Genomic DNA, 25,542 nt, shown 5'->3' with positions numbered 1-25,542 from the left:
AAACTGGATTATTTAACAATACACAAGCAGTCATTTATTTGATGATGATTGCAAGAATGATGAAAGCAGTCAGAAAGAGTCATCCTGTCACCTACAATAGAATACTTATAATATAGATTGTAGGTAGGGGGATCAAAAAAATTTGAAAGCATTCAAGAAAAACATTGCGTCATTTGTTCGAAAGCATTATGGAAAACGAAACCGTATAGAGCCATTGTCACCAGGTTGGAAAGGTGCAGTTAGCGCTCTAAGTACCGTAGCAATACTATTGATTTTGATTCAAGGGAAGTATTTATTAGAGCAGCGTAGCTTTTTTGATTTCGTTATGGCACTCGTCCTATTTATGTTATCGGTTACACTCATAAGTGGATTTCTTACGCTACTATGGCATGGATTGAAGAAAATTCCTAGTCGTTATATCTGGGTACTACTCACTTCACTTGTATTTCTGTTGTTCTGCTTTATTGCCCCTTTGGACGTTGCAATCCCATTTATACTACTAATAGCGGTTGTCGTTTCTTTGTGGGGCGCACTACTATCTAAATGGGTAAATGGCTGCTATAAAAATGCAGCAAAATCTAGAAAACTTAGCGTTCTCATAATTCTATTGATGATGACAATTGGCATCGGAGCAGGGAGTTATTGGCTGATTCATCCCGGGGAAGCTAACACCCCAAATGTTGTATTAAAGCACCTTAAAACTTCGCCACGTTATGACAATACTGTGCTTACAAATCCGGGGGAATCCGGTAGCTATCCGGTTAAAAAACTCACTTACGGCAGTCCGGATACTTATCGACAAGAGTTTAACAAACAAAATTCTTTGATGACTAAAACAGTGGACGCGAGCCATTTTGTAGAAAAATGGTCTTCTGTTCGCACGAAAACACTCGGTTTTGGGCCTGATGCAATGCCGTTAAACGGTCATGTGTGGTACCCAGAAGGGAAAGGAGACTTTCCGTTAGTCATGATTGTTCATGGAAACCATTTAATGACTGATTATTCCGATCCGGGTTACGAATATTTAGGTAACCTTCTTGCGAGTAGAGGCTATATCGTTGTATCTGTAGATGAAAACTTTCTTAACGGTTCACCCTACAATGATTTATTTTTGGCCAGTCCGCTAGAGAATGAGAATCCAGCGAGAGGTTTACTGCTGCTAGAGCATTTACAGACGTGGAAAGAATGGAACGAGAATAAAAACAATCCATTTTATCAAAAAGTGAATTTGCAACAAATTGCGCTGATTGGGCATTCCAGAGGTGGAGAAGCTATTGCGATTGCAGCCGCTTTTAACGAAATGGATCATCCTCCTGATAATGGAAACATTCAGTTTGACTATAACTTTTCTATCCGCTCGCTCATTTCTATTGCAGGAACAGACGGACAATATTTGCCATCAGGGAAACCGCTTCCGTTAAAAAACATTAACTATTTGGCACTACATGGAGCGCATGATATGGATGTGAGCACCTTCGATAGCGCTAATCAGCAATATCGGATGTCCTATACGGATAGGGAAGATTATATGAATGCGTCTGTCTATATCTATGGTGCGAATCATGGTCAATTTAATGAAAAATGGGGACGAGGAGATGGAGCTGGCACGGCAAATCAACTCTTTAATCTCAAACAAATTATGCCTCGTGATCAGCAAGAAACCATTGCTAAAGTATTAATCTCCGCTTTTTTGGATAGTACCTTGAAAGATAAGAAACCATACAAAGCGATATTTAAAGATTTAGGTTATGCGAAAGAGTGGCTTCCTGACACCATGTATATCAGTAATTACAATGATTCGCAAACAACTTTTATCGCTACATTTAATGAAGATATTGATCTCAACACGACCACTGTCCCAGACGGCAAACTGGTCGGTAAAAATTTGGAGGAATGGAAGGAAGAAAAAGTAAAATTAAAATATGACGAAGCAGATTTTAATGCCGTTCGATTAGGGTGGAATGCAAATGACCCCTCTTCCCCAGCTTTTTACACGTTGACGCTTCCCGATAAAGGACTGGAGTTAGGACAGAACACGGCTATCGTATTTTCACTTGCAGATGATAGAAAGGAAGAAAAGGAGTTAAGACAAGAGGAGCTGGTCGATTTTACAGTAACTGTAGAGGACCACAATGGCAACCAGGCAAGCTTGCCTCTTCATTACATTGCCAAATTGACACCTGCCATAAGAGGAAAAGTGCTGAAAAAACCGTTTTCCAATGCAGGTAATACTACAGAACCAGTGTTTCAACATTATGGATTTTCATTAAAAGATTTTAAAGAAGCGAATCCACAGTTTGATCCATTGAAGCTAGATAAAATCCATTTCCAATTTAATTTAACCAAACAGGGGACGATACTAATGAACAATATTGGTATTAGAAATGAAAATATATGAAGGTAGCTAGGTCATCTGTCAATCTGTACGCTGAAAACTTAATTGTATAGATAGCATGATGAAAAACTTTTTCTTCATTTCCAAGCACCTGATATTGAGCAAGCCAATCCTTTTTAAGGGGTAACATACTATGAAATACATGAGTGATTGTTTGCAAGGAAGCTGTTCCTTCTAGGTAAGCTAAAACGGCCTTTAATTTTATTTGTGCATGGTATTTAGCCATACAAAAACTGCACCTCCAACTGTTGTCCAAATTGGGGTGCAGTTCAAATAGCTCAATTGCTATCTTAGTCATTTAGTATTTAGTCGAATTTTTCTAAGGCTTTTAATAAAACAACTAGAATAATGGTAGAAACAAGCGCTATTATTATAATACCATCAGAAGATAATTGAACTGATGTTAAATGAAGAGTTTTCATCCAATAGTATCCGACCAGGATAGAGAGGAATGATGTGATTATTGAGATTGTAGTACCTAGAAATCCTAACTCGTCTATCTTTTTTTCCGTTAACCCTATAAGGCTGAGAATTTTAGTAAAAAGACTGGCTATGATAAATAATTCAATAGATAAAATAACTAATGCCATCATTCCTGTATAGGTAATTTCATTTGGCATCCATTTAGCTAAAGTCACCATAATAAACGCGGGTAGAAAAATCGGTAATATAAGACCTGCAATAATAATTAATGCGGCTAGAAAATTATTTATTTTTTTATTGGGGTTGCTCATAAATCCTCCTGTAATATTGGTGTCAACGGTGTTTAAACTATATCACATTAGTAAAATCAAATTAATTTTATTATTTTTTCAGATAAAAATTCGGCTGTTTAACTTTTACCACCTGCAAAAACGATTGTCATTTTGTTTTCAAGGCAAGCAAAGCGTAGAGTTTGAAGAACGAAAAAATTAAAAATCTCCCATTCTATAAAATAAAGAATGGGAGATTTTAACGTTAAGGCGTACCAAAGAACATGCCAAAACCTATAAGACCAAAAATAATAATGATGAAAAGTACAATGAATGCAATAAATAAAATAACACTAGGAATAAATACAGTGAAGAATGCTTTCCAATTTGAAATTTGGTGCGCTTCAGCCACTACAGCAATTGTTATCACAAACGACCATATGCTTGTTACAATTGTTAGTAAAACAGTTATCCAGAAAATAATAGGCATTGTATCTGTATATTCAGAAGTCAACAAAGTTTCCGGAGATGTGAATAACCAAAAGAAGTAAAAGGGTATTAGAGCAATCGACGGGATTAATGGCAGACTTAAAGATTTAAACATACCTTGATAAGTGGCAGTCCCTTGAAATAATTTACCAAATAGTAATAATGCTCCTGCATAAATGGATGTAACGATTATGCCTAAAATAGGTGATATTACGATCACTAGCAATGCGATGAGCCAAACGGCCATTCCTGGGTAGATATCGCTATCTATTAAACCAGAAAACATTGCCCCGATATAGCCTAATGACACTAATAAAATAGCAAAGCCTATTGATTTGTAATTCATCATAAAAGCAGCTGTTTGTTTTGGATGTAACCAAACAGATACTAATGGATTTAACCTAGGTGTCTGCTGTTCATGTTCATTATAATTGTTCATTTAAAATCCTCCATAAAATAATTAAATAATATTTATAAGTGAATATACGGGCGAACAAACCAAAAGTTTCATAAAAAATTAATACTTATAGGATTTTCTTGTAAAAAATGTTTTTATTGTCTTAAAATAGCGATAACTGGATAAAAGAGTATGATATTCGTCCACAAAAATGTGAATTTATATCCAAATCAATAGATATTGATTTTTGTTGCAATTAAAGTATATGACATTTTCTGAAAATGATTTTATTAAAAATTAGAACTTTAATTCAATTAAACCGTATAAAGAGTAACTGCAAAAATGGAGGGGGAAATTTTATATGCATAAGAAATATTTATTCAAGCTGATATTGGCATTTAGTGTAGAAGTTATTATTACGTATTTTGAAATAGGCTCACTTCGAAATGAAATGAACCTAAAAAGTCAAATATAGACGAGTTCGCTATTGACCTGAACGCAATCCGTTTAATGTGGCCTTAATTTGTTTATGTTTGTCGTATTCAATATACTGTTTAAGCTCATGCTGTTAGGGAAGTGATGATCGGATAGTGAAAGAGCCCATTAGCGTTTAATGTTTTAGGGGTTTATGAATGCTAGCTAAAAAAAGTAAAAGGCAAGGACTGTCATTTAATCATGTTTTAACAAAGAGTTACTCATAGTACCCAAACCACTTGTGTTTACTTTGACATCAACATTGACAGCGATATCCGGAAATATTGTCGGCCACTCGTCTTTAATTTTCTTCCAAGCTTTGTGATCCTCGCGATAAAGTACTTCACCAAATCCTAGAATGTCTAATTGATAACTTTTTTGAATGGTCTTCAGTGTTTGTTCAATTCGAGCCTTTATCAACTCTGCGGTTTTTTTATTAATATACTCAATGTTGTTGTTTAGATTAATATTACATCGAACTTCTCCTACATTTTGATCTATAGTAATTCCGATCTCAATTTTTGGTGTACCCTTGTCAAACTTGCCTGTCATCTTGGCTGTTGATTTTGTAATTTCTGTTGTTAGTTTCCCTTCCTTGGGGCAAGAAATAATTTCCACTGTACTTTTGATTTTATTATTCAAAAAATTAAAACTTCGACTTTCCTCTTCCGTTAAAAGGCCAATTAATTTATCTTGTTTTAATACAACTAAACCGACATACTTTAATATGACTGGCGTTTTAATTCTTTCGACATTCGTTTTATCTATGCCTAATTGTTTGTCTCCCTGTATTTCAATTGCGGGTAGAACAGTACTTTTCCCTATACGATTTAGGGCATTTGTTAAATCGTCTACTGTTACAGATAGTGTAGAACCCCAAGCTTTTTCTGATCCAGATAAAGAACTTATTATTTTATTTGCAGGTATTTTCTCTATAGCAGTTAATACATTTAAAACATCCTTAGCAGAGGCTTGATGAGATACAATGACATCAAAATTATTTCTAATTTCTTGGTCCCTCGATAGTAAATCTAATGTTTGATTGATTCCTTCCGTAGCTAATGTTTCTCCGATAACAAGAACTTGAAGATGTGCAAAGTAAGCCTTTCTTGGGGTTATTGTCGTCATTTTCCTTACTGCTTCAAATACTGAAGCTCCTTTTGCAGAGTAGGTGATGACTGGTGATTGTCCACTAGAAGGTTTAGTTGAAGATACTTCACTAGGATTAACGATTTGCACAGAAACTTCATACCCATCATCTATTTTATCAACACCTACGGCTACTACAATCGCTAGTTCGTTTAATTCTCGTTTCCCCCAACAGCTACTTAACAAGAAGCTGAGTGAAATAAGTAAGAACAATATTAAGAATTTTTTCATCTTGGTCACCCCCAAAATAACCTCGGGTCCATTTTTATGATTTCATATAGAAGGATAAACATATTAAAGAAACACTAATCACCATCACAAATAAAATAACAATATGTCAATTTTAATCTTTAGACCGGTTGTTTGTGTTAATAAGGATTAGGAGAGTATTGCTAAACGCAAAGAGCAATTGATGTTACAGGATAACTCGCTGGAAGAATGAGCTAGGTCATCACTATTTTTCAAAAATCTAGTGTAAATGAATATTCAACTGTTGCTCGTTCACAAGCACAGGTTGTGTAGCAACAGTTAATAACCATTTTTTTCTAGTTTTATTTTTGCTACGAAAAGGAAAACTACCATTGTCTTCATAAATTTCAGGAGGAAGAAGGTTTTTCCAATGGACAAGGATATGACCTATGGTAGTGATTTTAAATATATTCCAGCAACTTCAATCGGTAGCGGTGATGGCATTGAAGTGTTAAGAGATTTGTACCAACATACTATTCAAATTGTCAATATTGCACTCTATGGTGACCCATATACTAGCGATTTTGTATTAGTTGACGCAGGTATGCCTAAAAGTGCTCGTGAAATCATCGATGTAGTAGAAAAACGGTTTGGTCTTAAAAGCCGCCCTCGAGCAGTAATTTTAACGCATGGTCATTTCGATCATATTGGGGCAATTATTGAATTAATCAATTATTGGAAGGTTCCTGTTTATGCCCATCCGTTAGAATTGCCTTATTTAACAGGTCGAAAAAACTATCCAGAGCCAGACCCCATTGCAAATGGTGGGCTAATAGCCAAAATCTCCTCTTTTTTTCCTAACGAAGCCATAAATTTAGGCAGCAACGTTAAGGCACTTCCTACAGATGGCACTGTTCCATATATGCCTGGTTTCCGATGGATTCACACGCCTGGCCATACAGTTGGACATATATCTTTATTTAGAGACGAGGATCGGGCTTTAATTGTTGGAGATGCTTTTGTCACCGTCAAACAGGAGTCCCTTTATAAAGTGGTGATGCAGAAAAAGGAAATCAGTGGTCCACCACGATATTTTACGACCGATTGGTTGGCTGCTTGGGAATCAGTGAAAAAATTAGCAGCACTTAAACCGGCAGTAGCCATCGCTGGCCATGGATTACCGATGACTGGACAAGAACTAACAAACAACTTACAGAAATTAGTGTATGACTTTGAAAAGATTGCTGTACCAAACCATAGCAAATATCTGAATTGACTCACTAACAGATTTAGAGGTTGTCCCAAAGGGGCATTAAAGCTAATACGAAAAGGGCCACAGACGTGACCCTTAGTAACAATTCAGGAGGTGTAAGGCTAAATTAGCTTTACACTACTATTAATATGTTTCGAAAGCTGTTTTAGTTTAGTTGATAGCCTGCAAAATAGATTTAATCATGAAATTTTCTAAGATCAGTTTAACACTCAGGTTAAAAGTATATGTTACTATTACAGTAACATACTGTTAATTTACGGCATTAAAGGGGGATTAGTTTGAATTCAACATTTACTTTTACAGATTTTCCTAGATTTCAAACAGAACGTTTCATTTTAAGACAAGCAACAACAAATGATGCGAGTGATATTTTTGCGCTTTATTCACATGAAGAAGTAGTGAAATATTTGCCTTTCACTCCATTTAAATCGCAAGAAGACGCGATAAATGAAATAAATTGGTACGATAAAATTTTCAAGGAACAGACGGGTTTAAGATGGGTTATTGAAGATATTGATTCCAAAAATATCATTGGAACATGTGGGTTTTTGAATTATGAAAAAGCTCATAATCGTATCGAAATCGGCTATGATTTAACACCAAAATATTGGGGCAAGGGCGTTATGAAAGAAACCTTACCTTGTATTATACATTTTGCTTTTATGACGATGAATATAAATAAAATCGAAGCGAAGGTTGAACCAGAAAACACATCATCTATGAGGTTATTAGAAAAATTTGATTTTTATAAAGAAGGTGTGTTACGCCAACATGAATTTGAGAATGGAAAATATGTTGATCTAGCTATTTTCTCTAAATTGAAAAGTGAATATAAGTAACACATACAGTCACATCCAATCATTTAGTGGAATGTGACTTTTTCTATGCATCTAAGACATTATAGTTTACAGAAAGTTACCCTAAATCAATTGAAATTAATAATATTAAACATTTTATAGAATTATTGACAATTATTACTGATATTAATATACTAATATTGATATTCGATGCTATACGGAAAGTGTTTTTGAAGGATAATTTGATAATTCAGAGGGGGTTCATAGATGTCTTACTTTTATGACGTACAGTATTTCTTAGATAGTGGTTCTATCGGTATCATACTAGAGCTTTTACTAGTTACTGCTAGTATTTCGACTGTGTCTTATTTGTCTTCAGCACCGATATTGTATATTCTGTCAGCATTCTTTCATTATTCAACCCATTTGGTGCTGCTCGTATTAGCTATGACTATACAAGCATTGATTTTAATCATCATTAAATATCAAAGAAACAAACAATTAAATGTACATGAACGTTCGGTATAATTTGAATGCTCTAATTGAATAACTATAGGACTTGCTTTTATGATTACAACTCATATAAAGAAGTCTTTTTTGTTTTACAAAGCAATTTCAGAAAAAAGGAGCGGTTGTTACTTGTGGCTGAGCGAAACTGCGGTGAACCCGAGCATTACTGAGGTGAACCTCAGCGAAACTGCAATAGACCCGATCGATACGGCGGTATACCTGAGCGATTAGCGATTGAGTGGCTTTTTCCTGACCTGATTTTTGTTACTTCCGCTGTTAAAGAAGAATGGTTATCGTCAAAGTCGATTTTGCCGAATAGAACTGCAGTGTGAGGTATCCTATGAGATGTAGGATATTTTTTTTTGCAGAAATTAATGATTACCGCAAAAGCATGATTATTGTCATGAAAACTCCCTTTTCATTTAGCAAAAAATTAGCGTGAAAGTGATATATTTAATTAGGGTGAATAGGATAAAATAGGTAAAATAATTCAGAAAGGGGATAGTCAAGTATGATAGACAAGAATCGATTCGTCAAAGATGTTCCGAATGAGGATGTAAAATTTTCTGTAATCATTCCTGCTCATAATGAAGAGCACTACATTGGCGAATGTTTGGATTCAATTTTGAAGGCATCTGAACCATATAACCATCAAATCGAAGTCATTGTAGTCCTAAATCGTTGTACGGACAAAACGGAGGAAATTGCCCAATCTTATAATTGCCTTACAATAATTAATCAGGATAAAAATTTATCGAAAATAAGGAATGCAGGAGCTGAAATTGCCAGAGGCGAAATAATCATTACCATCGATGCTGATTCTCGGATGACCAAACATTTGCTAGCCGATGTTGAAAAGCTCCTAGCTACGAACCATTACATTGGGGGGGGTGTGAATGGTGGATTTGAAAGAATCTCAGTAGGGATCATCGTTTCTACCATACTATTGATAGTTCCCTTGCTTTTTAAATACGGGTTTATATCTGTAGGTATCTTTTGGTGCTACAAAAAAGACTTTCAGGCCATACAAGGCTTCAATGAAAATATGTTAATGGCTGAAGATGCTGATTTTGCTAAACGATTAAAAAAATGGGGCAAGAAAAACGGTAAAAAATACGGCACAATCAAAAATGGGATGATCACATCGTGCAGAAGATTTGATAAGCATGGAGATTGGGCATTACTTAAAAGACCAAAAATGATTTTAGCCTACCTTAAAGGGAATGACCGAAAATCTGCAGATGAAGTTTATTATGAAAATCAAGGTAGATGATGAGACTATTTAGGTGATTAAAATAGGTGCCATGTAAAACATTTAAGGCATTTGTCATAAATCCACTAGCTAAATGAATGAGACCAGGTATTCATTTATTTTGAGCCTGGTCTCTTGCATATCATTAGAAAAAACGTCATTGTTCTAATGGTAGTTTTGCCAGTAATTTATCAAATTTAGCTGGACTCATTATTTCGTGCGTTATGAATTTCCCGTTGTAAAACAAAGCAAACGTTGTCCATAGAGTGGGTGCATTTTGCGCTTGTTGTTTTGTTGTAATCCTGTGAACTTGGAAAGGTACCTGATGATTTTCTGCTACTTTTTTTAGCTCGTCTAAAATCCCAACTGCAAAGGGGCATTGGGCTGTAAAATAAATAGTGATTCCTTCTTCTTCATTAGAAATCTTCATTGGCTTTTTAAATGATGGTTTAATTGCTTCATCCTGCCATGTTAAGGTCATTAATTGAAAATATGGTTCAGCTTGATCTACTACCTCAAAACCTAAATGTTCAAAGAAACGAGGATCACTTAAATAAGGTAATTTTTTCTTCCCTGTAATATGTACAAGCCCATCCATGCCACGGGAAATAGCATCTTTTTTACAGTAAGCTAATAATTGTTTTGCATAGCACTGATCTTTATACTTACCAGAAACCCATAAGCAATTGATATACATATAATTAGGCGCTTGGATAGGAACCCATGCCACTTCAGCTGGTAAATATTCGATAAATACTTTGGCACGTTCATTTAAACGATAGAATACTAGTCCTTCATCCATTCGATCCGTCAACCATTGTTTCTTTTCTAATACGGCATTCTCATATTGTTTGGCACCTAAAGCACAACAAATATGTTCACTTTCAATATTGTTTTTAGTGATGTGTATGAATGACATTTTTCTAATCGCACCTTTCGGGGAAGATGGGTTCAATAAAGACCATCTCAAATTGAAATTAGTCCTGATTAGGCATATTCTATTGTTTTCGTTAAAAAGGTGTTAAATCCTCTTCGACCTATACAGTAAATGCGCGGTCAGCCTCATCAATATCCTTTTCCTTGCACAACAAAATACCAAAATGTTTATCTATACAGCTATCGTCCTAATTCATCCGTATACACACCCCAATAACAATCTTCGTTCCCATACCCTGAAGCAGTGGTGTAATACTCCAGCACCAACTTTACTTATTTCGGAATGTATGTTGTTACAGTGTTATGACAGATTACTAAACTAGTTGAGCGATACTAAGTTATCTTTCAAGTATTTTATGGTGTTTTACTTTACTGTTATACTTTTCTCCCCAATCTCTCATCAGCATAATAATGGGTTCGAGTGTATAGCCGAATTCTGTTAATGTATACTCCACTTTCGGTGGCACTTCTTTATACACCTCTCTATGAACTACGCCATCTTTCTCTAATTCTCGAAGCTGTAGCGTTAACATTCTCTGTGTAATATCGGGCATTAATCGACGGAATTCATTAAAACGCTTTGTCCCTGATAGTAAGTGATATAAAATGACTCCTTTCCACTTCCCACCAATTACTTCTAAAGTTGCTTCAACAGGGCATCCATGAGCATCAGGACAAGCAGGATAAGGATTGAAATCATTATTTTCTATCATTAGAATTCCTCCAAACTCCAATAGTATAAAATTTGATACTATGCAACAAAAATGTGCGTACTTACATAAAATATCAACTGTATACTATTATAGCAGATATAAGGGACATCAATATTGTTGCTGAATAGAGGAGGAACGATCGATGGAAAAAATGAAAGCTGTTGGTTTATATCAATATTTACCTATTAATCAACCACAAAGTTTAGTGGATTTACACATAGAGAAGCCGAGTACTTCAGGCAGAGATTTACTTGTGCGAGTCAAGGCTGTTGCCGTAAATCCTGTCGATTATAAAGTACGATCGCCAAAGGACAAGAAGGAAGAAATTCCAAAAATTTTAGGATGGGATGTCGCAGGGATAGTAGAAGAAGTGGGACCTCACTGTACGTTGTTTAAAGCAGGCGATGAAGTTTATTATGCTGGAGATATTACTCGTCAAGGGTGTAATAGCGAGTTCCATCTAGTGGATGAAAGAATTGTAGGCAAAAAACCAAAGTCATTAAACTATGCGCAAGCCGCTGCCTTACCGTTAACATCAATTACAGCTTATGAGGCACTATTTGAGCGCTTGGGCGTAAGTTTGCAGCCACAGCAAAATGACAATAAAACAATTCTCATTATTGGTGCAGCAGGTGGGGTAGGATCGATTGCTGTCCAACTAGCAAAGTGGGCTGGTTTAACCGTAATTGGAACAGCTTCAAGACCTGAGTCAATAGCGTGGACTAAAGAACAAGGGGCTGATTACATCATCAATCACTATGAAGAGTTCGTTCCTCAACTTAAAATGTTAGGTTTTGAGACGGTCCATTACATTCTTTGTTTAAATTCAACAGATAAACACTGGCGTAACATGGCACATGCTATTGCGCCCCAAGGAAGCATTTGCTCAATCGTGGAAACAGATGAGCTACTTAATTTAACACTACTAAAAAATAAAAGTGCTACGTTTGTATGGGAAGTCATGTTTACAAGATCTATGTTCCAAACGGAAGATATGATAGAACAACACAAGCTGTTAACTAAAATAGCTGATTTAGTAGACAATAATATAGTAAAAACAACCATTGCTACACATCTTTATCCCATTAATGCTGAGAATTTGCGACAAGCGCATGCGCTATTAGAAACAGGTAAGACTATTGGCAAAGTGGTAATAGAACATTTTGAGTAATTAATTTACAACAAAGATGGCTACCATTATGAATGGACGTCATCTTTGTTGTAACATGACTAAGTATGAACAATAGAATTTATTGTTTTTACTAAATAAAGGACAGTTGTTGTTGAAAGGATTTACTATTAATGATTCGCATTATTTTAATTGGACAAGAACAAGTAACGATAGATACTTTGACAAGAGAGCTACATGAATTTCATTCCATCATGGAAGTTGTCAGCGTTTTTTCAAGCGTCAAGGAGTTGTGTCAGGAGAAAGACAAGGATAGATTCGAAGTGGCTTTTTTAGATGTAGACAATTGTGACATGGAATGGCTAGATATCATTGAAAAAATGAAAAAATTGGATTCGAATGTACATTTGGTTGTGCTCACGGCTTATAAAGATTATGCTGTCGAAGCATTTGAAATAAATGCGTTTGATTTTATTTTAAAACCTATTTCACAATTACGATTAGCAGAGACTATCGATAGACTGAAGGAAAGATTATACCTTGGAAATAGAAAAATTCCTCATGCTAGCCCTTGTTCACCCTCACTTAAAATACAATGTTTTGGAGGATTTACAGTGTATCATAAAAATAACATTGTAAATTGGCGCACGTCCCACACGAAGGAACTATTTGCATTTTTATTAACAAATCTAAATACAGAAATTCATCGTGATACAATTTTAGAAAGTATTTGGAGGGATATTGAAACTAAAAAGGCTAGGATTAGGTTACATACAACCATCACATATTTGCGCACAGCTTTATCGCACATAGGCTATAAAAATAAACTGAGATACAAAAATAATCATTATATTTTAAGTATGGAGGATTTACAGTGTGATGCCTTTGAACTAGAAAAACTTAGCCAAAATATAGCTAATCTAGATATAGAAAGAGCAGAAACTTTCTTAAAAAGTTACAGTGGTGATTTTTTGCAATCTATGTATTACTCTTGGGTGGCAGATACAGCAAAGTATTATCTTGACCAATTCACATTGTTACTTGAAAAGATGATTGAAGTTTATACACTAAACGGTGACTTAAAGAAAAAAGAGGAAACGCTACTAATATGGTTACAACAAGATTATTATTCAGATCAAATTATACAAAAACTATTGCAACATTATATAGAAACGGGTAATCGTGCGGATGCTATACAGGTATTTAATAGATTTCAGGAGAACTTAAAAAATGATTTAGGAATTTTTCCAACTTCTAAAACAATAGCCATATATGAAAAGATCATAAATGACTAATTTCTTGTAGGCTAGTATATCGTTTGTCATCCGCCTGAATCAAAATGGCGCGTTTATATTTACAATGATTGTTCTGCTGCCAATTTTTTACAAACTGTGATAAAATACTGTTAAATAAAGTGAAACTCCAATCAGTGGGGGTTTTCTTCATTCCCCACTGATTGTTAGTTGAACCAATCGGGCTTTTACGGTCAGTTGACCGCCCACCTAGTTGACTCGTTCTCATCCTTCCACTTGAGGTGGGCGTCTTACTGACCGTTGATGCAGGATAAATAGTAGTAATTTTTGCACATTACAGAAATTCCTACTGTTTTAAAAATTTTTAGCGTAGAGGAGATAGACATATTGAATCAAGCATTATTAGTGATTGATGCCCAACAAGAGTTGATTGACGGCAATCAAGAAGAACAAGAAGTGTTTCAGAAAGAAAGGTTAATTGACAATATCAATAGCGTAATCAATCAAGCAATACAAGCAGGAGCATCTATTATTTTTGTAAGAGATAAGGATGTAGCGAATGGGCAAGGTGCTGGTTTTCAAGTTCACAATGAAATCAATGTGCCGTCTAATACGGCCATTATTATTGACAAAGAGGCCACTAATTCCTTTTACAAAACTGAATTGCTGCAATATTTAAAAGAACAAGAAGTGACTCATTTAGTTATCATGGGTTGTAAGACAGAACACTGTATCGATACAGCCGTTCGCACAGCTACTGTTCACTCTTTTGATGTAACGCTTGTTGGGGATGGCCATTCGACGACAGATTCTAAGGTTATGTCGGCAGAAAAAATAATCGCTCACCACAATGATATCCTTCATGGACATTACAATGTAGACAATTTTTCTGTTGTCAGAAAGGCTCAAGAACATGTTTTTGAACCTAACCATCACCAATATCGTTAGTCTTCTGTAAGTAAGCGTTAATGGACTTACGACTCCAACTTGTTATCAATTAAAAAAAGACATTTTATAAGACCGTTTATTGGGCATGAATCGGGGGTTAAACCGGACGCATGCCCTTTAACTTGCTGCAATTTCTTTATGGCAAAAGAAATTCTTTTTTAAAACTTTCTAAAGGGGGGAGATAAGGATGGATAAAAACGTCTTGCGTTATGTAGAGAATGTCTTGAAACGGCCAGTTGAAATTGAAAAATTAGCCTTTCAAGGTTGCACTTCCGAGGTGTTTAAAGTAAGCACGAATGCAGAGGCGTATGTATTGAAAATTTCCAGTGAACGGAAGTATCGGGAATGGCTAAAGAATGAGGCGTTAGCGATGCGTAAATTTGCTGTTTTAAAGGAAGTGGCTATTCCGAAGCTTATAACTTTTTGGGAAGATAAAGATAGAAGTTATTTACTCATGTCATATATTCAAGGCATAACACTGCGTAAAGCGCTGGAACAAGTAAATTCAAACCGAGAGAGAGCCCAATTATTAACAAGTTTTGGCTGCTTTCTTAACAATTTTCATGCACTAACGGTTAAAGAGCAGTCGAATGATTGGTTAGATCGGCAATTACAGACAGGTTATCACTATGCGCTCGAAGAAGAGTGCGATGGAGATCTGAAATTATGGGAATTTCTCAATGTGCATCGACCAAATGCTGTTAGAGACACTTTTATTCATGGTGATTGTACAATTGATAATGTACTCGTTGTGGATGGAAAAGTTGCTTATTTTATTGATGTTGCAGGCATGACGGTTGGTGACCCACGTTATGATGAAGCACTTGCTATTCGTCAAATGATGAATCAACCATCAGATTTGTTTGCTTTTTATGAAGGGTATACACGTTACAAGTCATCGGTACTAGAGTTTGCATTTTTCAATGATGGTTTATATGAGTTTTTCTAATAGCTGTAGGCCATTACACAAAAGTGTAGAAAAGCTTCTATGATGTAAAAATGCTGTTCAATAACTAAAGAAATGGGATGAGATGGTAGGATTATGGGGATTGCAGAAGTATTAACAATTGTCTTTGTACTACTAAAGTTAACAGGCCTTATAGCGTGGTCGTGGTGGTTCGTGTTATTACCATCGATTATCTCCTTTAGTATCTATGCCTTGTTTTTTTTCATAAAGTTAATGATGGTAGTCATTGCAGTACTAGTAGCAAGAAAACGATAATGGTAGAACGACTTAACGCTATCGGCACATAGTTTGACAGGGAGGGTTCATGATGGAAAAGAAGCAAATAATCCAGTGTGAAGAAAAACTTCGAGAAGCAATGGTAGCTAGTGATGTGGAAATATTAAGTGAGCTACTTCATGATGAGTTGATTTTTGTAAATCATTTTGGGCAAAGGTTAACAAAAACAGCTGATTTACAAGCACATCGCTCCGGACTATTAAATTTTACTTCGATTGAACTAGTTCAGCTGTTACTGTAACACGGGTTTCATTAAAAGGTACAGTTGGTGTTGAACCTATTGACGATGAAATGTGGTACACACGTGTTTGGGTAAATGACGATGACAAAATAAAAATTATTTCAGGACATTGCAGTCTAGTTCAATAAAATTTTCTATATTTCATTCATCCAAGCGATTGACATGATCATCACGTTCTAAGAGCGTGATTTTTTTTTGTTGTAAAATCGACTATTTCTTAAAAATTAGTACCAACTTATAACATCAAGTGATAAAATGTGGTGAAGGGTTAAAAGGAGGTTTTCCATGTTAGACACTCAAAAAATAAAGGATGTTATTTTGCATCGCTATCCATTTCTTTTAGTTGATCGAATTTTAGAACTAGAAGAAGGAAAGAGAGCGATTGGCATTAAAAATGTCACGATTAATGAAGAGATTTTTAAAGGTCATTTTCCTAACTATCCGATTATGCCAGGCGTGTTAATTGTAGAAGCTTTAGCGCAAGTCAGTGCGATAATCATGTCAACAAAAGAAGGAAATCAAGGTAGGTTAGGTTTACTAGCAGGTATCGATAATTGTCGTTTTAAAAAACAAGTCAAACCAGGTGACCAGCTACGTCTTGAAGTAGAGATTACACGACTAAAAGGTCCAATTGGAAAAGGCAAAGGGATGGCAACTGTTGACGGAGAACTAGTATGTGAGACAGAGCTAATATTTGCATTTGGTAATTAACAGTAAGAATCAGCAGTGCTAACTTAGCCTGTTGATCCTTTTTTCATACATCGAATGAAAGATTTTAAACCTACGTTTCTTGACCGATGTCAGTGGTTGATCCAATGCTCAAAAAACAAATAAATCTATCTTGTTTTTGAAGCGCTTACATATTAAAATACAAAAAAGGTATAGTTACCAAAAGTAATTGTTGCTGAGAAGAGTGTTTGTTAATTGGGCGATGTTAAATGGTGGAATTAAATTATGAAATGCTAGAGGGCATAGGCAGTTATTGTTTACAGAGTAAAAAGAAATCGACGGGATATATCAATAAAACTAACTGGTTAAACAATCAATTCGAGGAAGGGTTAAAATATGTCCAATTACTTGGAAATCAATAACAAGTTGGATTTATTGAATATACTGCTGCAGAATTTTCTTCTAGAGTAGTACATGCTGACGGTTATTTAGTCATCCATTGTTTGTGGGTAAGTGAAGGCGGTAAGGGCTATGGCACGCAACTCATCAATAAATGGATTGAGGATGCAAAAAAGTTATCAAAAAAAGGTGTCGTGGTTGTGACGAATGCGAAAACATCTTGGGCACCAAGCCAGGATTTCTTTTTAACTAATCAGTTCGAAGTGGTTGATACGGCTCCCTATGGTTTTGAATTACTTGCTTATAAATTTACTAATGAAACTTTGAATCCTTATTTTCCTAATGATTGGGATGACAGGGTCAAAAAATTCCATAATTTAACGATTCTTCGCTCTTTTCAATGTCCATATGTAGCTATTGCGACAGAAAATCTAGTAGCAGCGGCAGATAAAGTGAATCTCCAATCAATGGGGGTTTTCTTCATCTCACACTGATTTAAGTTATATCCTTCTGTTGATTTTGTTCGTGTAAATCCTTTCTCAAAAGTATTGCTAGCACTTCTTAGTTACGTTAAGCAACAACAGAAAAATATTGGATGTATGTTCGACCTATTGTTTAGAGATGAATGGCGATAGTATCCGTTGCCTTTTTGTTTAGGAGCAGTGCATATAAAAACACAGCACCCGCTTTGAATAGTGCATAGTATAGAAATAGCAACTCGATTCATGGTGGGTAGAAATACTTACGGCAAGAGACGACACTGATAGCGATAAGATGAATAGAAGTGCTCGTTACAAGCCGATTACAGTTTCATGTAGTCGGTTTTATAATGAGCATTTCTAGCAGAGGGCATGATATTACTAGCAGAGAGGAGGAAAATGCTTGGTAACGATTCGACAAAAATTAGTTTCAGCTAGTCAAGCGGCCAAAATAACGAACGGTAAAAACAATGCTAAAAAATATATTGTTGTACATGAAACAGACAATACCAGTGTAGGGGCCGATGCAGATGCTCACGCACGATTACAAGTGAATGGGAACAGCCGTGACGCCAGTTGGCATTGGCAAGTGGATGATAAGGAAGCTGTACAATCGTTTGCGCATTATTGGCAATGCTGGGGAGCTGGGACTTATATAGGAAATAATCAAGGGATTCAAATTGAAATATGTGTGAATAGTGACGGGAATTACAAGAAGGCCGTGGAAAATGCGGCGAGTCTTATTGCAAAAATTATAAAAGATGAGAATATATCAATTGACAACATTGTACAGCATCACTATTTTAGTGGGAAAAACTGTCCAAGAAATATGAGAGCTGGAAAAATCTCTTGGTCCAATTTTTTGAAAATGATTGCAGATGCAGATACACAACAGCCAGAGAACCCCTCAACGGAGCCATTAAAATACCGTCTTTTAACTGGAACGTACAGTACACGGAAAGCTGCGCAGAGCGTTTTAGAAGTGATGCAGAATCGGTTTGGCTGGGTTGCTTATATAGAGCAGGATGGGGCTAAATATCGAGTGAAAACAGGTACATTTACAGGTTTGAACGCTGCACAGCATGCAGAAAATAAAATAAAAACTACGAAATTGGCGCAAGTTACGTATATTGTCCCTGCATAACTACCACGTTTGGAAAAAATTATTTGACTGCTTTAAAGAATTGAGTACAATAGTAAAGCAAGTATCATATTACGTAAACTTAACAGAGGAGAGAGGGACTCTACAGATTTTTTAGTTGCGTTCCTTTCTTTGCCGAATTAAAATATGACAACCTTTGCAACATTTCTTTAGGACAAGCTGTCTATATATAGGTACTTTCCTTTTTAACAGCGTAGTTAAAGGTTCCTTTTTAAGCCGGATATTATGAAGATAGTTGAAAGGAAGGGCTGTCATGAAATTTTGACAGTCTTTTTCTTTTCGTCTACTCTATAACCTGTTAAGATGGTAATAGTGTGACAACAAGTTAGTGTATATGAGAGTGGTGACAATTAAGATGGATGAACAGAAAAAAGATGATTTAGAACAGCAGGAACAAACACCGCAAGGAGAAGTCAAACCAGCGGGTCAATTTATTCAGATGAAACCGTTTAAATTTATTATGCTGATGTTCTTTACAATCTTAATTACCGCAGGCTTAACGATTTTTGCGTTAACATTCGGTGAAAAGAAAGTAGTAGAAGTAAAGGTTCCGATTGAGCGTGCGGAATTTACCAAACTATATGAAGCATTTGATATGCTAAAAAGCAAATATTACAAAGATATTGAAGATGAAAAAGTGGTCGATGGTGCAATCAATGGCATGTTCGACGCGTTAGACGATCCGTATTCTGATTTTATGGTGAAAGATGAGGCTGAAAAATTCAACACAGGTCTTTCGTCAAGTTTCCAAGGAATCGGTGCGGAAATTCAAGAACGTAACGGCTTTATAACAGTAGTGTCACCAATTAAAAATTCACCTGCTGAAAAGGCAGGACTATTACCGAAAGATATCATTCTAACGGTCGATGGGAAAAGTATTCAAGGATTTAGCTCTTCAGAGGCTGTAGCCCTTATTCGAGGTGAAAAAGGGACGCCCGTTAAGTTAACCGTTAAACGCGGTGAAAATGCAGAACCAATCCAAATGACGATTGTTCGTGATGATATACCTGTCGAAACGGTTTACGGTGAAATGCTTGATGGGGATATTGCTCATATTCAAATCACTTCATTTAGTGAACAGACTGCAGATGAGTTGGAAAAAATACTTGCTGAGTACGAAGGGAAAGGCATGAAAGGTATTGTTCTTGATTTACGACAAAACCCGGGTGGCTACTTAGATGCAGCTCTTGAAATTTCAAATCTATTCGTTGCAGAAGGTAAGCCAATTGTTCAAGTGCAGGAAAAAGATGAGGAACCGGCTATCAAAAATGCTATCGGTGGTAAAAAATATAACTTACCAGTGACCGTACTAGTTGACAATGGTAGCGCATCTGCCTCTGAAATTTTAGCGGCAGCGTTAAGTGAATCAGTCGGGGCAAAAATTGTTGGTGAAACATCTTTCGGTAAAGGTACCGTGCAAAATGTTACACCATTAAAAGATGGCTCTAATCTAAAATTCACAACAGGCAAATGGTTAACACCAAATGGCAACTGGATTAATGAAAAAGGGATTGAACCCGATGTGAAAGTACCGTACCCACCGTACGCGTCACTACCATTTTTGGATGCGTCGTATGAAATGAAGAAGGGCTTACAATCAGAATCTGTGAAAGCAGCAGAAGAAATGTTAGAAGTCCTTGGCTATGATCCAGGGAAAGTGGATGGCGTTTTCGATCAATACACAGAACGTGCGGTTGAGAAACTACAAGCAGCGAGTAAGCTTGAAGAAACGGGAGTTTTAACAGGCGAAACAACATATGCATTAATGGATGCATTACGTATAAAAATGAAGTCAGATGATCCGCAACTGTTAAAAGCAAAAGAATTGCTTACTGGCGGTAAAGAGTAAACGCTAGAACGAACAAACGAACACAGTAGCTGTCGCAGAAGTCGTCTCGTACGGCTAATGCGGCAGCTTTTTTCATAGGAGGGCACAAGTGTGAAAGACGTATACTTATTTAGTGGATTTTTAGGTAGTGGCAAAACATCAATGCTGACAGATGTCATTCGTCAACTAAAAGAAAAGGGCTTAAAGCCTGCTGTTATTATGAATGAACTTGGCAAGTTACCATTCGACTCACAAGCTGTTGAGGAAGATGTACCGCTTAAAGAAATGCTAGAAGGCTGTATTTGCTGTTCCGGTGCTGAAAAAACTGAGGCCCAAATTCAATCTCTTCTATTAGATAGTGAATTTGATGTGCTTATAATTGAAACAACTGGAGCGGCCCATCCCGTAGAAGCATTAGATGCTGTCTACTCACCATTATTTGCAGAGCAGTTGAATGTGAAAGGAATTGTCACGGTGGCTGACTCGAAGTTATGGCTAGATCGGGAGACGTTAACACCACAAATACGTTCATTATTTATGGAACAAATTCGTCATGCTCATTTATTGCTGGCCAATAAAATAGATTTACTGACAGAGACTGAGCAAGCACAGGTAGTATATGAGTTGCAGGGCTTTAATCCGCATGCTTTTATTTTACAAACTACTAATGGGCGTGTGCCACTACATTTACTTGAAAGTTTGTCGGCAACATCACAGGTGGATAAAAGCGATATAGTAAGTGCGCCTCTTGCATCTATGCATTTAGGCTCACGTTTAGTCGAGTTTACAGAAGTGGCTTTTACACAGCAGCAATTTGAAGAGTGGGTACGTCAATTACCTGATTCCGTGTACCGAATGAAGGGCTACGTGCCAATAGAAGGGATTAAAAATCCAATGTTATTCCAATATGCATATGGCATGGTCCAATGGCTACCGGAATATGTGAAAATGCCGGCAAAACTCGTTATTATAGGAGAAAACGTAGGAGCTGTGCATGTAATTGCGGTGGATTAAAAGAACATATGCCAGCCATTTTAACGATGGAGCTTGTAAGTCATGGTGCTGATTAAGAGCATAGGTGATAACTGGCACTAGGCTTTTAATGCACAACGCAATCAAACAGCATGATTTCATACAAACAAGGGGGTGTCTTAGATCATTTCTGAGGCACTTCCTTTTTTGTCCTGCGTTAACGGTCAGTATAGACAAAGACGCCCAGTGGGAACGTGGAAACGAGTAGGTGGTCGAACACCTGACCGTAAAAGCCCGATTGGTTCAACTAACAATCGGTGGGAGAAAAAGAAAACCCCCACTTCAGTCCTACTATTTTAGTTGGACTGAAGTGGTATGATTTAACCTTACAAGTAATGTTGTATTGATATAGAGGAGGGACGATAGATTGAAGAAAACCTTATCCTTATTACTTGTGTTCTTTCTTCTATTGCCTGGACTATTGCTATATCGCTATTATTGGGATGCCGCAATAGAACAAGATATATTGACTGCAAATAGTTATAGAACAACTATTGGTGAAGAGTATAGGGCTGTAAACTTTTTTGTGAAACCTGATTGGTTTACGTTGCATTCCAAGAAGCCGCAAAGTATGCATGAGGTGGTCACCCGTATTGGCAACTCTAAAATTGTGCTAACAGAAGTGAAGGTACGAGAAGAGGTGCAAGATATTTACTTCACATTTACTATCGAAAATAAATTACCTAGATCGCAAGGTTATTTCTTAACGCAAAATTTAAGGGATGCGTCAATTGATATAGCAATGCCATTTATTGAACTACGGGGGGATAATGAGCAATCCATCGCCCTTGGCCAATTTTCACAAGGGCCAGGAGATTTTTTTAGTTTCGGTCTTAATTTAGAAGATGCAACGGCAATTCCACATGGATTTTCGGTAGTCGCCAATCTATATTATGGTGTGCAATATGAAAAAGATTAGCACAGTATTCGCTAGTTTTCGAGGGATGTCAACCCTATCTATAACGTAAGTATTTCATAGATTGGTGGAACTTGCCAAAATATATTATAAAAAAACCCCCGTTTAACAGGAATCTACTCTTTTGTTGGCGAAGCTAGCAGATGTTGGTAAGATTTTTTATCGATTCATCCTTTACGATAGGTTGCAGAGAGGAGAGATTGCAAAATGAAAAAAACACTCACTGCAATTTGTGTCACATTTCTATTAGCAGCTCCAATTCAGTTGGCTTCTGCTGCATCTAATACTACAGAGGGGAATACAGTTAAACAAACAACAAACTGTACAACTTATTACTATAAATGGTCAAGTAATAATTGGCAGGTGAAAAAACCAACACAGGTTACAACGCCATCAAAACCAACACAAACAACGACTAATAATAATACACAGACACCGCAAAAAGATAATACAACAACAGCACCATCTACTTCAAAACCGACATCAACTACGTCTGATGTCAATGCATTTGAACAAGAGGTAGTAAAATTAACGAATGCAGAACGTACAAAAGCTGGCTTATCAGCACTACAAACGGATACAAAATTAATGGCAGCAGCTCGTGAGAAATCACAAGATATGCAATCAAAAAATTATTTCTCACATACGAGTCCAACATTTGGTTCACCATTTGATCGCATGAAAGCATTAGGTATTACGTATAAAGGAGCAGGTGAAAACATTGCCAAAGGTCAACGTACACCACAAGAGGTTGTACAAGCTTGGATGGATTCACCAGGTCACCGTGCTAATATTTTAAATGGTAAATTTACACACATCGGTGTAGGTTATGTGAAGTCAGGTAACTACTGGACGCAACAATTTATTCAAAAATAATTAGTAATATCTTTCTAAGAAAAGCTAGTTTAATAATTTCATGATCTAGATGTCCAAAAAAGTCTTCAATGGCTTTTTTGGACATCTTTTTATTTTGTAGCATTGTTGTTTAAGCTGTGCGAAAAATTACGCCACTCTTGCACTTGGGTTAGCACGCGTAACGTTTGAAAAAAGCCGTTTTTGCCTATACTTCCTCTATAGGAGGCGTTTTATGGATAAAGTGGAATAATGATGAAAAGTATACAAAAGGCCTTTTATCATTCATCTGATTTTACAGTTAGACAGGTAGATTGGCGAAAAGGATCATCTGCAATTTTATGCTTTTATGCCTCGCTAGTAGATGCCAAAGAAGTGCAAAGAATTCTTTATACTATCTATGCTCGTTTGGATACGGAGAAACCTTTTTGGAGTGAAACTTTAGTATCAACGCTAGAACGCTTCTCGCTACCACAAGCAGTTAAACGGATTTGTAATGGAGAAACACTTATTGTGTTACCTAATTCAGGTGAAATGCTTTCTCTCACTATATTGAATGAGGTAAATCGAAATCCAGATGAACCTAATAATGAACATATTCTTCGAGGATCACATGATGGTCTGATTGAAAACCTTGATACAAATTTAGCTTTGTTACGGAAACGAATTAATACGCCTGCCCTTGTCGTGAAATCCTTTTTAATCGGTAAAGAGACCAATACAAAAGCCTATTATCTCTATATGGATGGCGTTATAAAACCAGAGACCCTACAAGAATTAGAAAAACGTATTCAAGCCATAAATATTGACTATTTTTATAGTATGGGCCAGCTAAGCGATGAGTTAGAGGACTCCGTATGGTCGCCATTTCCTCAATTACTCAATACCGAGCGACCTGATCGCGTGGTTGCCAATTTAGTAGAAGGGAAAGTCGTTGTCATGACCAATACTTCGCCAGCAGCTATAATAGCGCCTGTGACGTTTTTCAATTCGAGTTTTTAACGCTGGTGATGTTCCTTTGAAAACGAACATACGAGACATGTTTTTTTAAATTGAATTTCGTGGTGCTAGTAACAATTTAAACATTAGAAATGATACAAACGGCTCGACGTGGCAATACACAGGTGCTAGTAGTGCCAATGACGTGATTAAGCTAGAAACGCCTACTAGATTTACTAAGAACGGTTTAAGCATTTTCAAAGACACAAATAAAAAAGGCCTGATACTATCACCAGGTTGGAACACTATGCAAATTTCAGGTGCAACCCATTTCACGTATGCGTGTAATCGGCACGACCTTAGACAAAAGGATACCGTGGCGATTTAAACTTTAATTTCGGTCTGTTAGAAGCCTTAATCGGTGAAGCGAGTGGGGTTACAGACGCTTTACGAGAAGAAATGTTAGGTCAAATCAATAATTTACAACAGCAAATTGATATGTTAACTGGTGAGAACATTGGGGAATTACTTGCTCGTTTGAATGATTTAATTCAACAAGCTCTAACAGCTGCACAAGATGCAAGAACGGCTACGACTGCAACGGAACAAGCAACGGCTTTAACTAAAACCGCAACAGAGTTGGCGAATGCAAGCGCAACACTAGCAGAGGAAAAAGCACATTACGCAGAGGGTAAAGCTATTTTAGCGCAAGAGGCTGCCACAACAAGAACAAGATCCTTTAGCATTTAGCTATTTAACAAAAGAAAATTTAGCTTTACAGTTTACTAAAATTGATACGGATTAGTTTCATATTGTTCAGTAAGCGCTACTCACATCGAGTAGCGTATTTTAATATAAAGGAAGGCGAGATTATGCGAATCATATTAAATAGAGGACATTCAAGAGTGACTAAACATGATAATTTAAGAAAATCTTATCGACTAATTATAGAGAAGTGGTAAAATAAGGTAAGGAGGTGCGGTGAATGAGTTTTATACTTTTTGCTGTTATTCACATACTAATCGGTATTGCATTAATATATTTTTATGGAAAATTACCAAAAGCTATAGCTGTATTATTTATTGTCTTTTTTGCTTTCAGTATTATTTATGGGAGTGCGGTAATTCTATTTATTAGTTCAACTAACGGGGCTCCTTAGTTGAATAGCTAAATATCCAACTCACAT

29 protein-coding genes are annotated in these 25,542 nt (G+C 36.4%); 22 read left to right on the top strand and 7 right to left on the bottom strand.

The window, feature by feature from the left end:
- Positions 1-142 precede the first annotated feature (142 nt).
- On the top strand, positions 143-2,398 hold the full coding sequence (locus tag ACOMCU_RS12500; RefSeq protein WP_010861491.1) for a chlorophyllase/cutinase-like alpha/beta fold protein: 2,256 nt from the start codon (positions 143-145) through the stop codon (positions 2,396-2,398).
- On the opposite strand, the gene ACOMCU_RS12495 is transcribed toward ACOMCU_RS12500, so the two are convergent.
- The 4 genes from ACOMCU_RS12495 to ACOMCU_RS12480 all read right to left on the bottom strand — a co-directional run bounded on the left by ACOMCU_RS12495 (position 2,379) and on the right by ACOMCU_RS12480 (position 5,827).
- Positions 2,379-2,621, bottom strand: coding sequence for a hypothetical protein (locus tag ACOMCU_RS12495; protein WP_421050375.1), 243 nt, complete (start codon positions 2,619-2,621; stop codon positions 2,379-2,381). The two genes, ACOMCU_RS12500 and ACOMCU_RS12495, sit on opposite strands and share 20 nt — an antisense overlap.
- 79 nt (positions 2,622-2,700) lie before the next feature.
- Positions 2,701-3,129 (bottom strand): hypothetical protein, encoded by a 429-nt coding sequence (locus tag ACOMCU_RS12490; RefSeq protein ID WP_010861350.1) that lies wholly within the window; start codon positions 3,127-3,129, stop codon positions 2,701-2,703.
- A gap of 223 nt (positions 3,130-3,352) precedes the next feature.
- A complete protein-coding gene (locus tag ACOMCU_RS12485) occupies positions 3,353-4,015 on the bottom strand; it encodes a YIP1 family protein (protein WP_421050374.1) in 663 nt (220 codons plus the stop codon).
- Between the two features lie 627 nt (positions 4,016-4,642).
- Positions 4,643-5,827: a Ger(x)C family spore germination protein gene (locus tag ACOMCU_RS12480; RefSeq protein WP_421050373.1), complete on the bottom strand. Its 1,185-nt coding sequence runs from the start codon at positions 5,825-5,827 to the stop codon at positions 4,643-4,645.
- Positions 5,828-6,215: 388 nt separating this feature from the next.
- Here ACOMCU_RS12480 and ACOMCU_RS12475 point away from each other — a divergent pair, with 388 nt between their 5' ends.
- The 4 genes from ACOMCU_RS12475 (at position 6,216) to ACOMCU_RS12460 (ending at position 9,638) form a co-directional block, all read left to right on the top strand.
- On the top strand, positions 6,216-7,061 hold the full coding sequence (locus ACOMCU_RS12475) for an MBL fold metallo-hydrolase (RefSeq protein WP_421050372.1): 846 nt from the start codon (positions 6,216-6,218) through the stop codon (positions 7,059-7,061).
- Between the two features lie 275 nt (positions 7,062-7,336).
- On the top strand, positions 7,337-7,897 hold the full coding sequence (locus ACOMCU_RS12470) for a GNAT family N-acetyltransferase (protein ID WP_421050371.1): 561 nt from the start codon (positions 7,337-7,339) through the stop codon (positions 7,895-7,897).
- 225 nt (positions 7,898-8,122) lie between these two features.
- Positions 8,123-8,383 carry a hypothetical protein gene (locus ACOMCU_RS12465; RefSeq protein WP_421050370.1) on the top strand — a complete coding sequence of 87 codons (261 nt, stop codon included), beginning with the start codon at positions 8,123-8,125 and terminating at the stop codon, positions 8,381-8,383.
- Between the two features lie 493 nt (positions 8,384-8,876).
- Positions 8,877-9,638: a glycosyltransferase gene (locus ACOMCU_RS12460; RefSeq protein ID WP_421050369.1), complete on the top strand. Its 762-nt coding sequence runs from the start codon at positions 8,877-8,879 to the stop codon at positions 9,636-9,638.
- 136 nt (positions 9,639-9,774) lie between these two features.
- Here ACOMCU_RS12460 and ACOMCU_RS12455 read toward each other — a convergent pair whose 3' ends face one another.
- Both ACOMCU_RS12455 and ACOMCU_RS12450 read right to left on the bottom strand, forming a co-directional pair.
- Positions 9,775-10,536, bottom strand: coding sequence for a YoaP domain-containing protein (locus ACOMCU_RS12455; protein ID WP_421050368.1), 762 nt, complete (start codon positions 10,534-10,536; stop codon positions 9,775-9,777).
- Between the two features lie 355 nt (positions 10,537-10,891).
- Positions 10,892-11,266, bottom strand: coding sequence for a winged helix-turn-helix transcriptional regulator (locus ACOMCU_RS12450; RefSeq protein ID WP_421050367.1), 375 nt, complete (start codon positions 11,264-11,266; stop codon positions 10,892-10,894).
- 142 nt (positions 11,267-11,408) lie between these two features.
- Between ACOMCU_RS12450 and ACOMCU_RS12445 the strand changes: the two genes are divergently transcribed.
- Both ACOMCU_RS12445 and ACOMCU_RS12440 read left to right on the top strand, forming a co-directional pair.
- Positions 11,409-12,437, top strand: coding sequence for a zinc-binding alcohol dehydrogenase family protein (locus tag ACOMCU_RS12445; RefSeq protein WP_421050366.1), 1,029 nt, complete (start codon positions 11,409-11,411; stop codon positions 12,435-12,437).
- 131 nt (positions 12,438-12,568) lie between these two features.
- Positions 12,569-13,690 (top strand): response regulator, encoded by a 1,122-nt coding sequence (locus ACOMCU_RS12440; protein ID WP_421050365.1) that lies wholly within the window; start codon positions 12,569-12,571, stop codon positions 13,688-13,690.
- On the opposite strand, the gene ACOMCU_RS12435 is transcribed toward ACOMCU_RS12440, so the two are convergent.
- On the bottom strand, positions 13,677-13,916 hold the full coding sequence (locus ACOMCU_RS12435) for a hypothetical protein (protein WP_421050364.1): 240 nt from the start codon (positions 13,914-13,916) through the stop codon (positions 13,677-13,679). The two genes, ACOMCU_RS12440 and ACOMCU_RS12435, sit on opposite strands and share 14 nt — an antisense overlap.
- A 119-nt stretch (positions 13,917-14,035) precedes the next feature.
- On the opposite strand from ACOMCU_RS12435, the gene ACOMCU_RS12430 reads away from it, so the two are divergent.
- The 15 genes from ACOMCU_RS12430 to ACOMCU_RS12360 all read left to right on the top strand — a co-directional run bounded on the left by ACOMCU_RS12430 (position 14,036) and on the right by ACOMCU_RS12360 (position 25,515).
- Positions 14,036-14,596: a cysteine hydrolase family protein gene (locus tag ACOMCU_RS12430; protein WP_010861339.1), complete on the top strand. Its 561-nt coding sequence runs from the start codon at positions 14,036-14,038 to the stop codon at positions 14,594-14,596.
- 187 nt (positions 14,597-14,783) lie between these two features.
- Positions 14,784-15,545, top strand: coding sequence for a phosphotransferase family protein (locus tag ACOMCU_RS12425; protein ID WP_421050363.1), 762 nt, complete (start codon positions 14,784-14,786; stop codon positions 15,543-15,545).
- A gap of 93 nt (positions 15,546-15,638) precedes the next feature.
- A complete protein-coding gene (locus ACOMCU_RS12420; RefSeq protein ID WP_421050362.1) occupies positions 15,639-15,818 on the top strand; it encodes a transmembrane Fragile-X-F protein in 180 nt (59 codons plus the stop codon).
- A 52-nt stretch (positions 15,819-15,870) separates the two neighbouring features.
- On the top strand, positions 15,871-16,080 hold the full coding sequence (locus ACOMCU_RS12415; protein ID WP_010861336.1) for a nuclear transport factor 2 family protein: 210 nt from the start codon (positions 15,871-15,873) through the stop codon (positions 16,078-16,080).
- A gap of 285 nt (positions 16,081-16,365) precedes the next feature.
- On the top strand, positions 16,366-16,791 hold the full coding sequence (gene fabZ, locus ACOMCU_RS12410) for a 3-hydroxyacyl-ACP dehydratase FabZ (RefSeq protein WP_421050361.1): 426 nt from the start codon (positions 16,366-16,368) through the stop codon (positions 16,789-16,791).
- A gap of 227 nt (positions 16,792-17,018) precedes the next feature.
- The gene (locus tag ACOMCU_RS12405; RefSeq protein ID WP_155242534.1) at positions 17,019-17,171 is read left to right on the top strand and encodes a hypothetical protein; all 153 of its coding nucleotides are present in this window, start codon (positions 17,019-17,021) and stop codon (positions 17,169-17,171) included.
- Positions 17,172-17,252: 81 nt separating this feature from the next.
- Positions 17,253-17,642, top strand: a complete 390-nt coding sequence (locus ACOMCU_RS12400) for a hypothetical protein (RefSeq protein ID WP_421050360.1) — start codon at positions 17,253-17,255, stop codon at positions 17,640-17,642.
- 388 nt (positions 17,643-18,030) lie between these two features.
- A complete protein-coding gene (locus tag ACOMCU_RS12395) occupies positions 18,031-18,771 on the top strand; it encodes a peptidoglycan recognition protein family protein (protein ID WP_010861333.1) in 741 nt (246 codons plus the stop codon).
- Positions 18,772-19,144: 373 nt separating this feature from the next.
- The gene (locus ACOMCU_RS12390) at positions 19,145-20,638 is read left to right on the top strand and encodes a S41 family peptidase (protein ID WP_010861332.1); all 1,494 of its coding nucleotides are present in this window, start codon (positions 19,145-19,147) and stop codon (positions 20,636-20,638) included.
- A 90-nt stretch (positions 20,639-20,728) separates the two neighbouring features.
- On the top strand, positions 20,729-21,631 hold the full coding sequence (locus ACOMCU_RS12385) for a CobW family GTP-binding protein (protein WP_010861331.1): 903 nt from the start codon (positions 20,729-20,731) through the stop codon (positions 21,629-21,631).
- 385 nt (positions 21,632-22,016) lie between these two features.
- Entirely contained in the window at positions 22,017-22,568 is a 552-nt protein-coding gene (locus ACOMCU_RS12380) for a hypothetical protein (protein WP_010861330.1), read from the top strand.
- Between the two features lie 204 nt (positions 22,569-22,772).
- Positions 22,773-23,441, top strand: a complete 669-nt coding sequence (locus tag ACOMCU_RS12375; RefSeq protein WP_010861329.1) for a CAP domain-containing protein — start codon at positions 22,773-22,775, stop codon at positions 23,439-23,441.
- A 231-nt stretch (positions 23,442-23,672) separates the two neighbouring features.
- Positions 23,673-24,419 carry a spore germination protein gene (locus ACOMCU_RS12370; protein WP_421050359.1) on the top strand — a complete coding sequence of 249 codons (747 nt, stop codon included), beginning with the start codon at positions 23,673-23,675 and terminating at the stop codon, positions 24,417-24,419.
- Between the two features lie 396 nt (positions 24,420-24,815).
- A complete protein-coding gene (locus ACOMCU_RS12365; RefSeq protein ID WP_421050358.1) occupies positions 24,816-25,106 on the top strand; it encodes a hypothetical protein in 291 nt (96 codons plus the stop codon).
- 235 nt (positions 25,107-25,341) lie between these two features.
- Complete coding sequence (locus ACOMCU_RS12360; RefSeq protein WP_155242532.1) at positions 25,342-25,515, top strand: hypothetical protein; 174 nt, start codon at positions 25,342-25,344, stop codon at positions 25,513-25,515.
- Positions 25,516-25,542 lie beyond the last annotated feature (27 nt).

It is taken from the genome of Lysinibacillus sp. UGB7, from assembly GCF_049058285.1.
Lineage (GTDB): Bacteria > Bacillota > Bacilli > Bacillales_A > Planococcaceae > Lysinibacillus > Lysinibacillus sphaericus_B.
The sequence above is the reverse complement of the archived record's forward strand: the minus strand, read 5'-3'. Positions and strand labels throughout refer to the sequence as shown.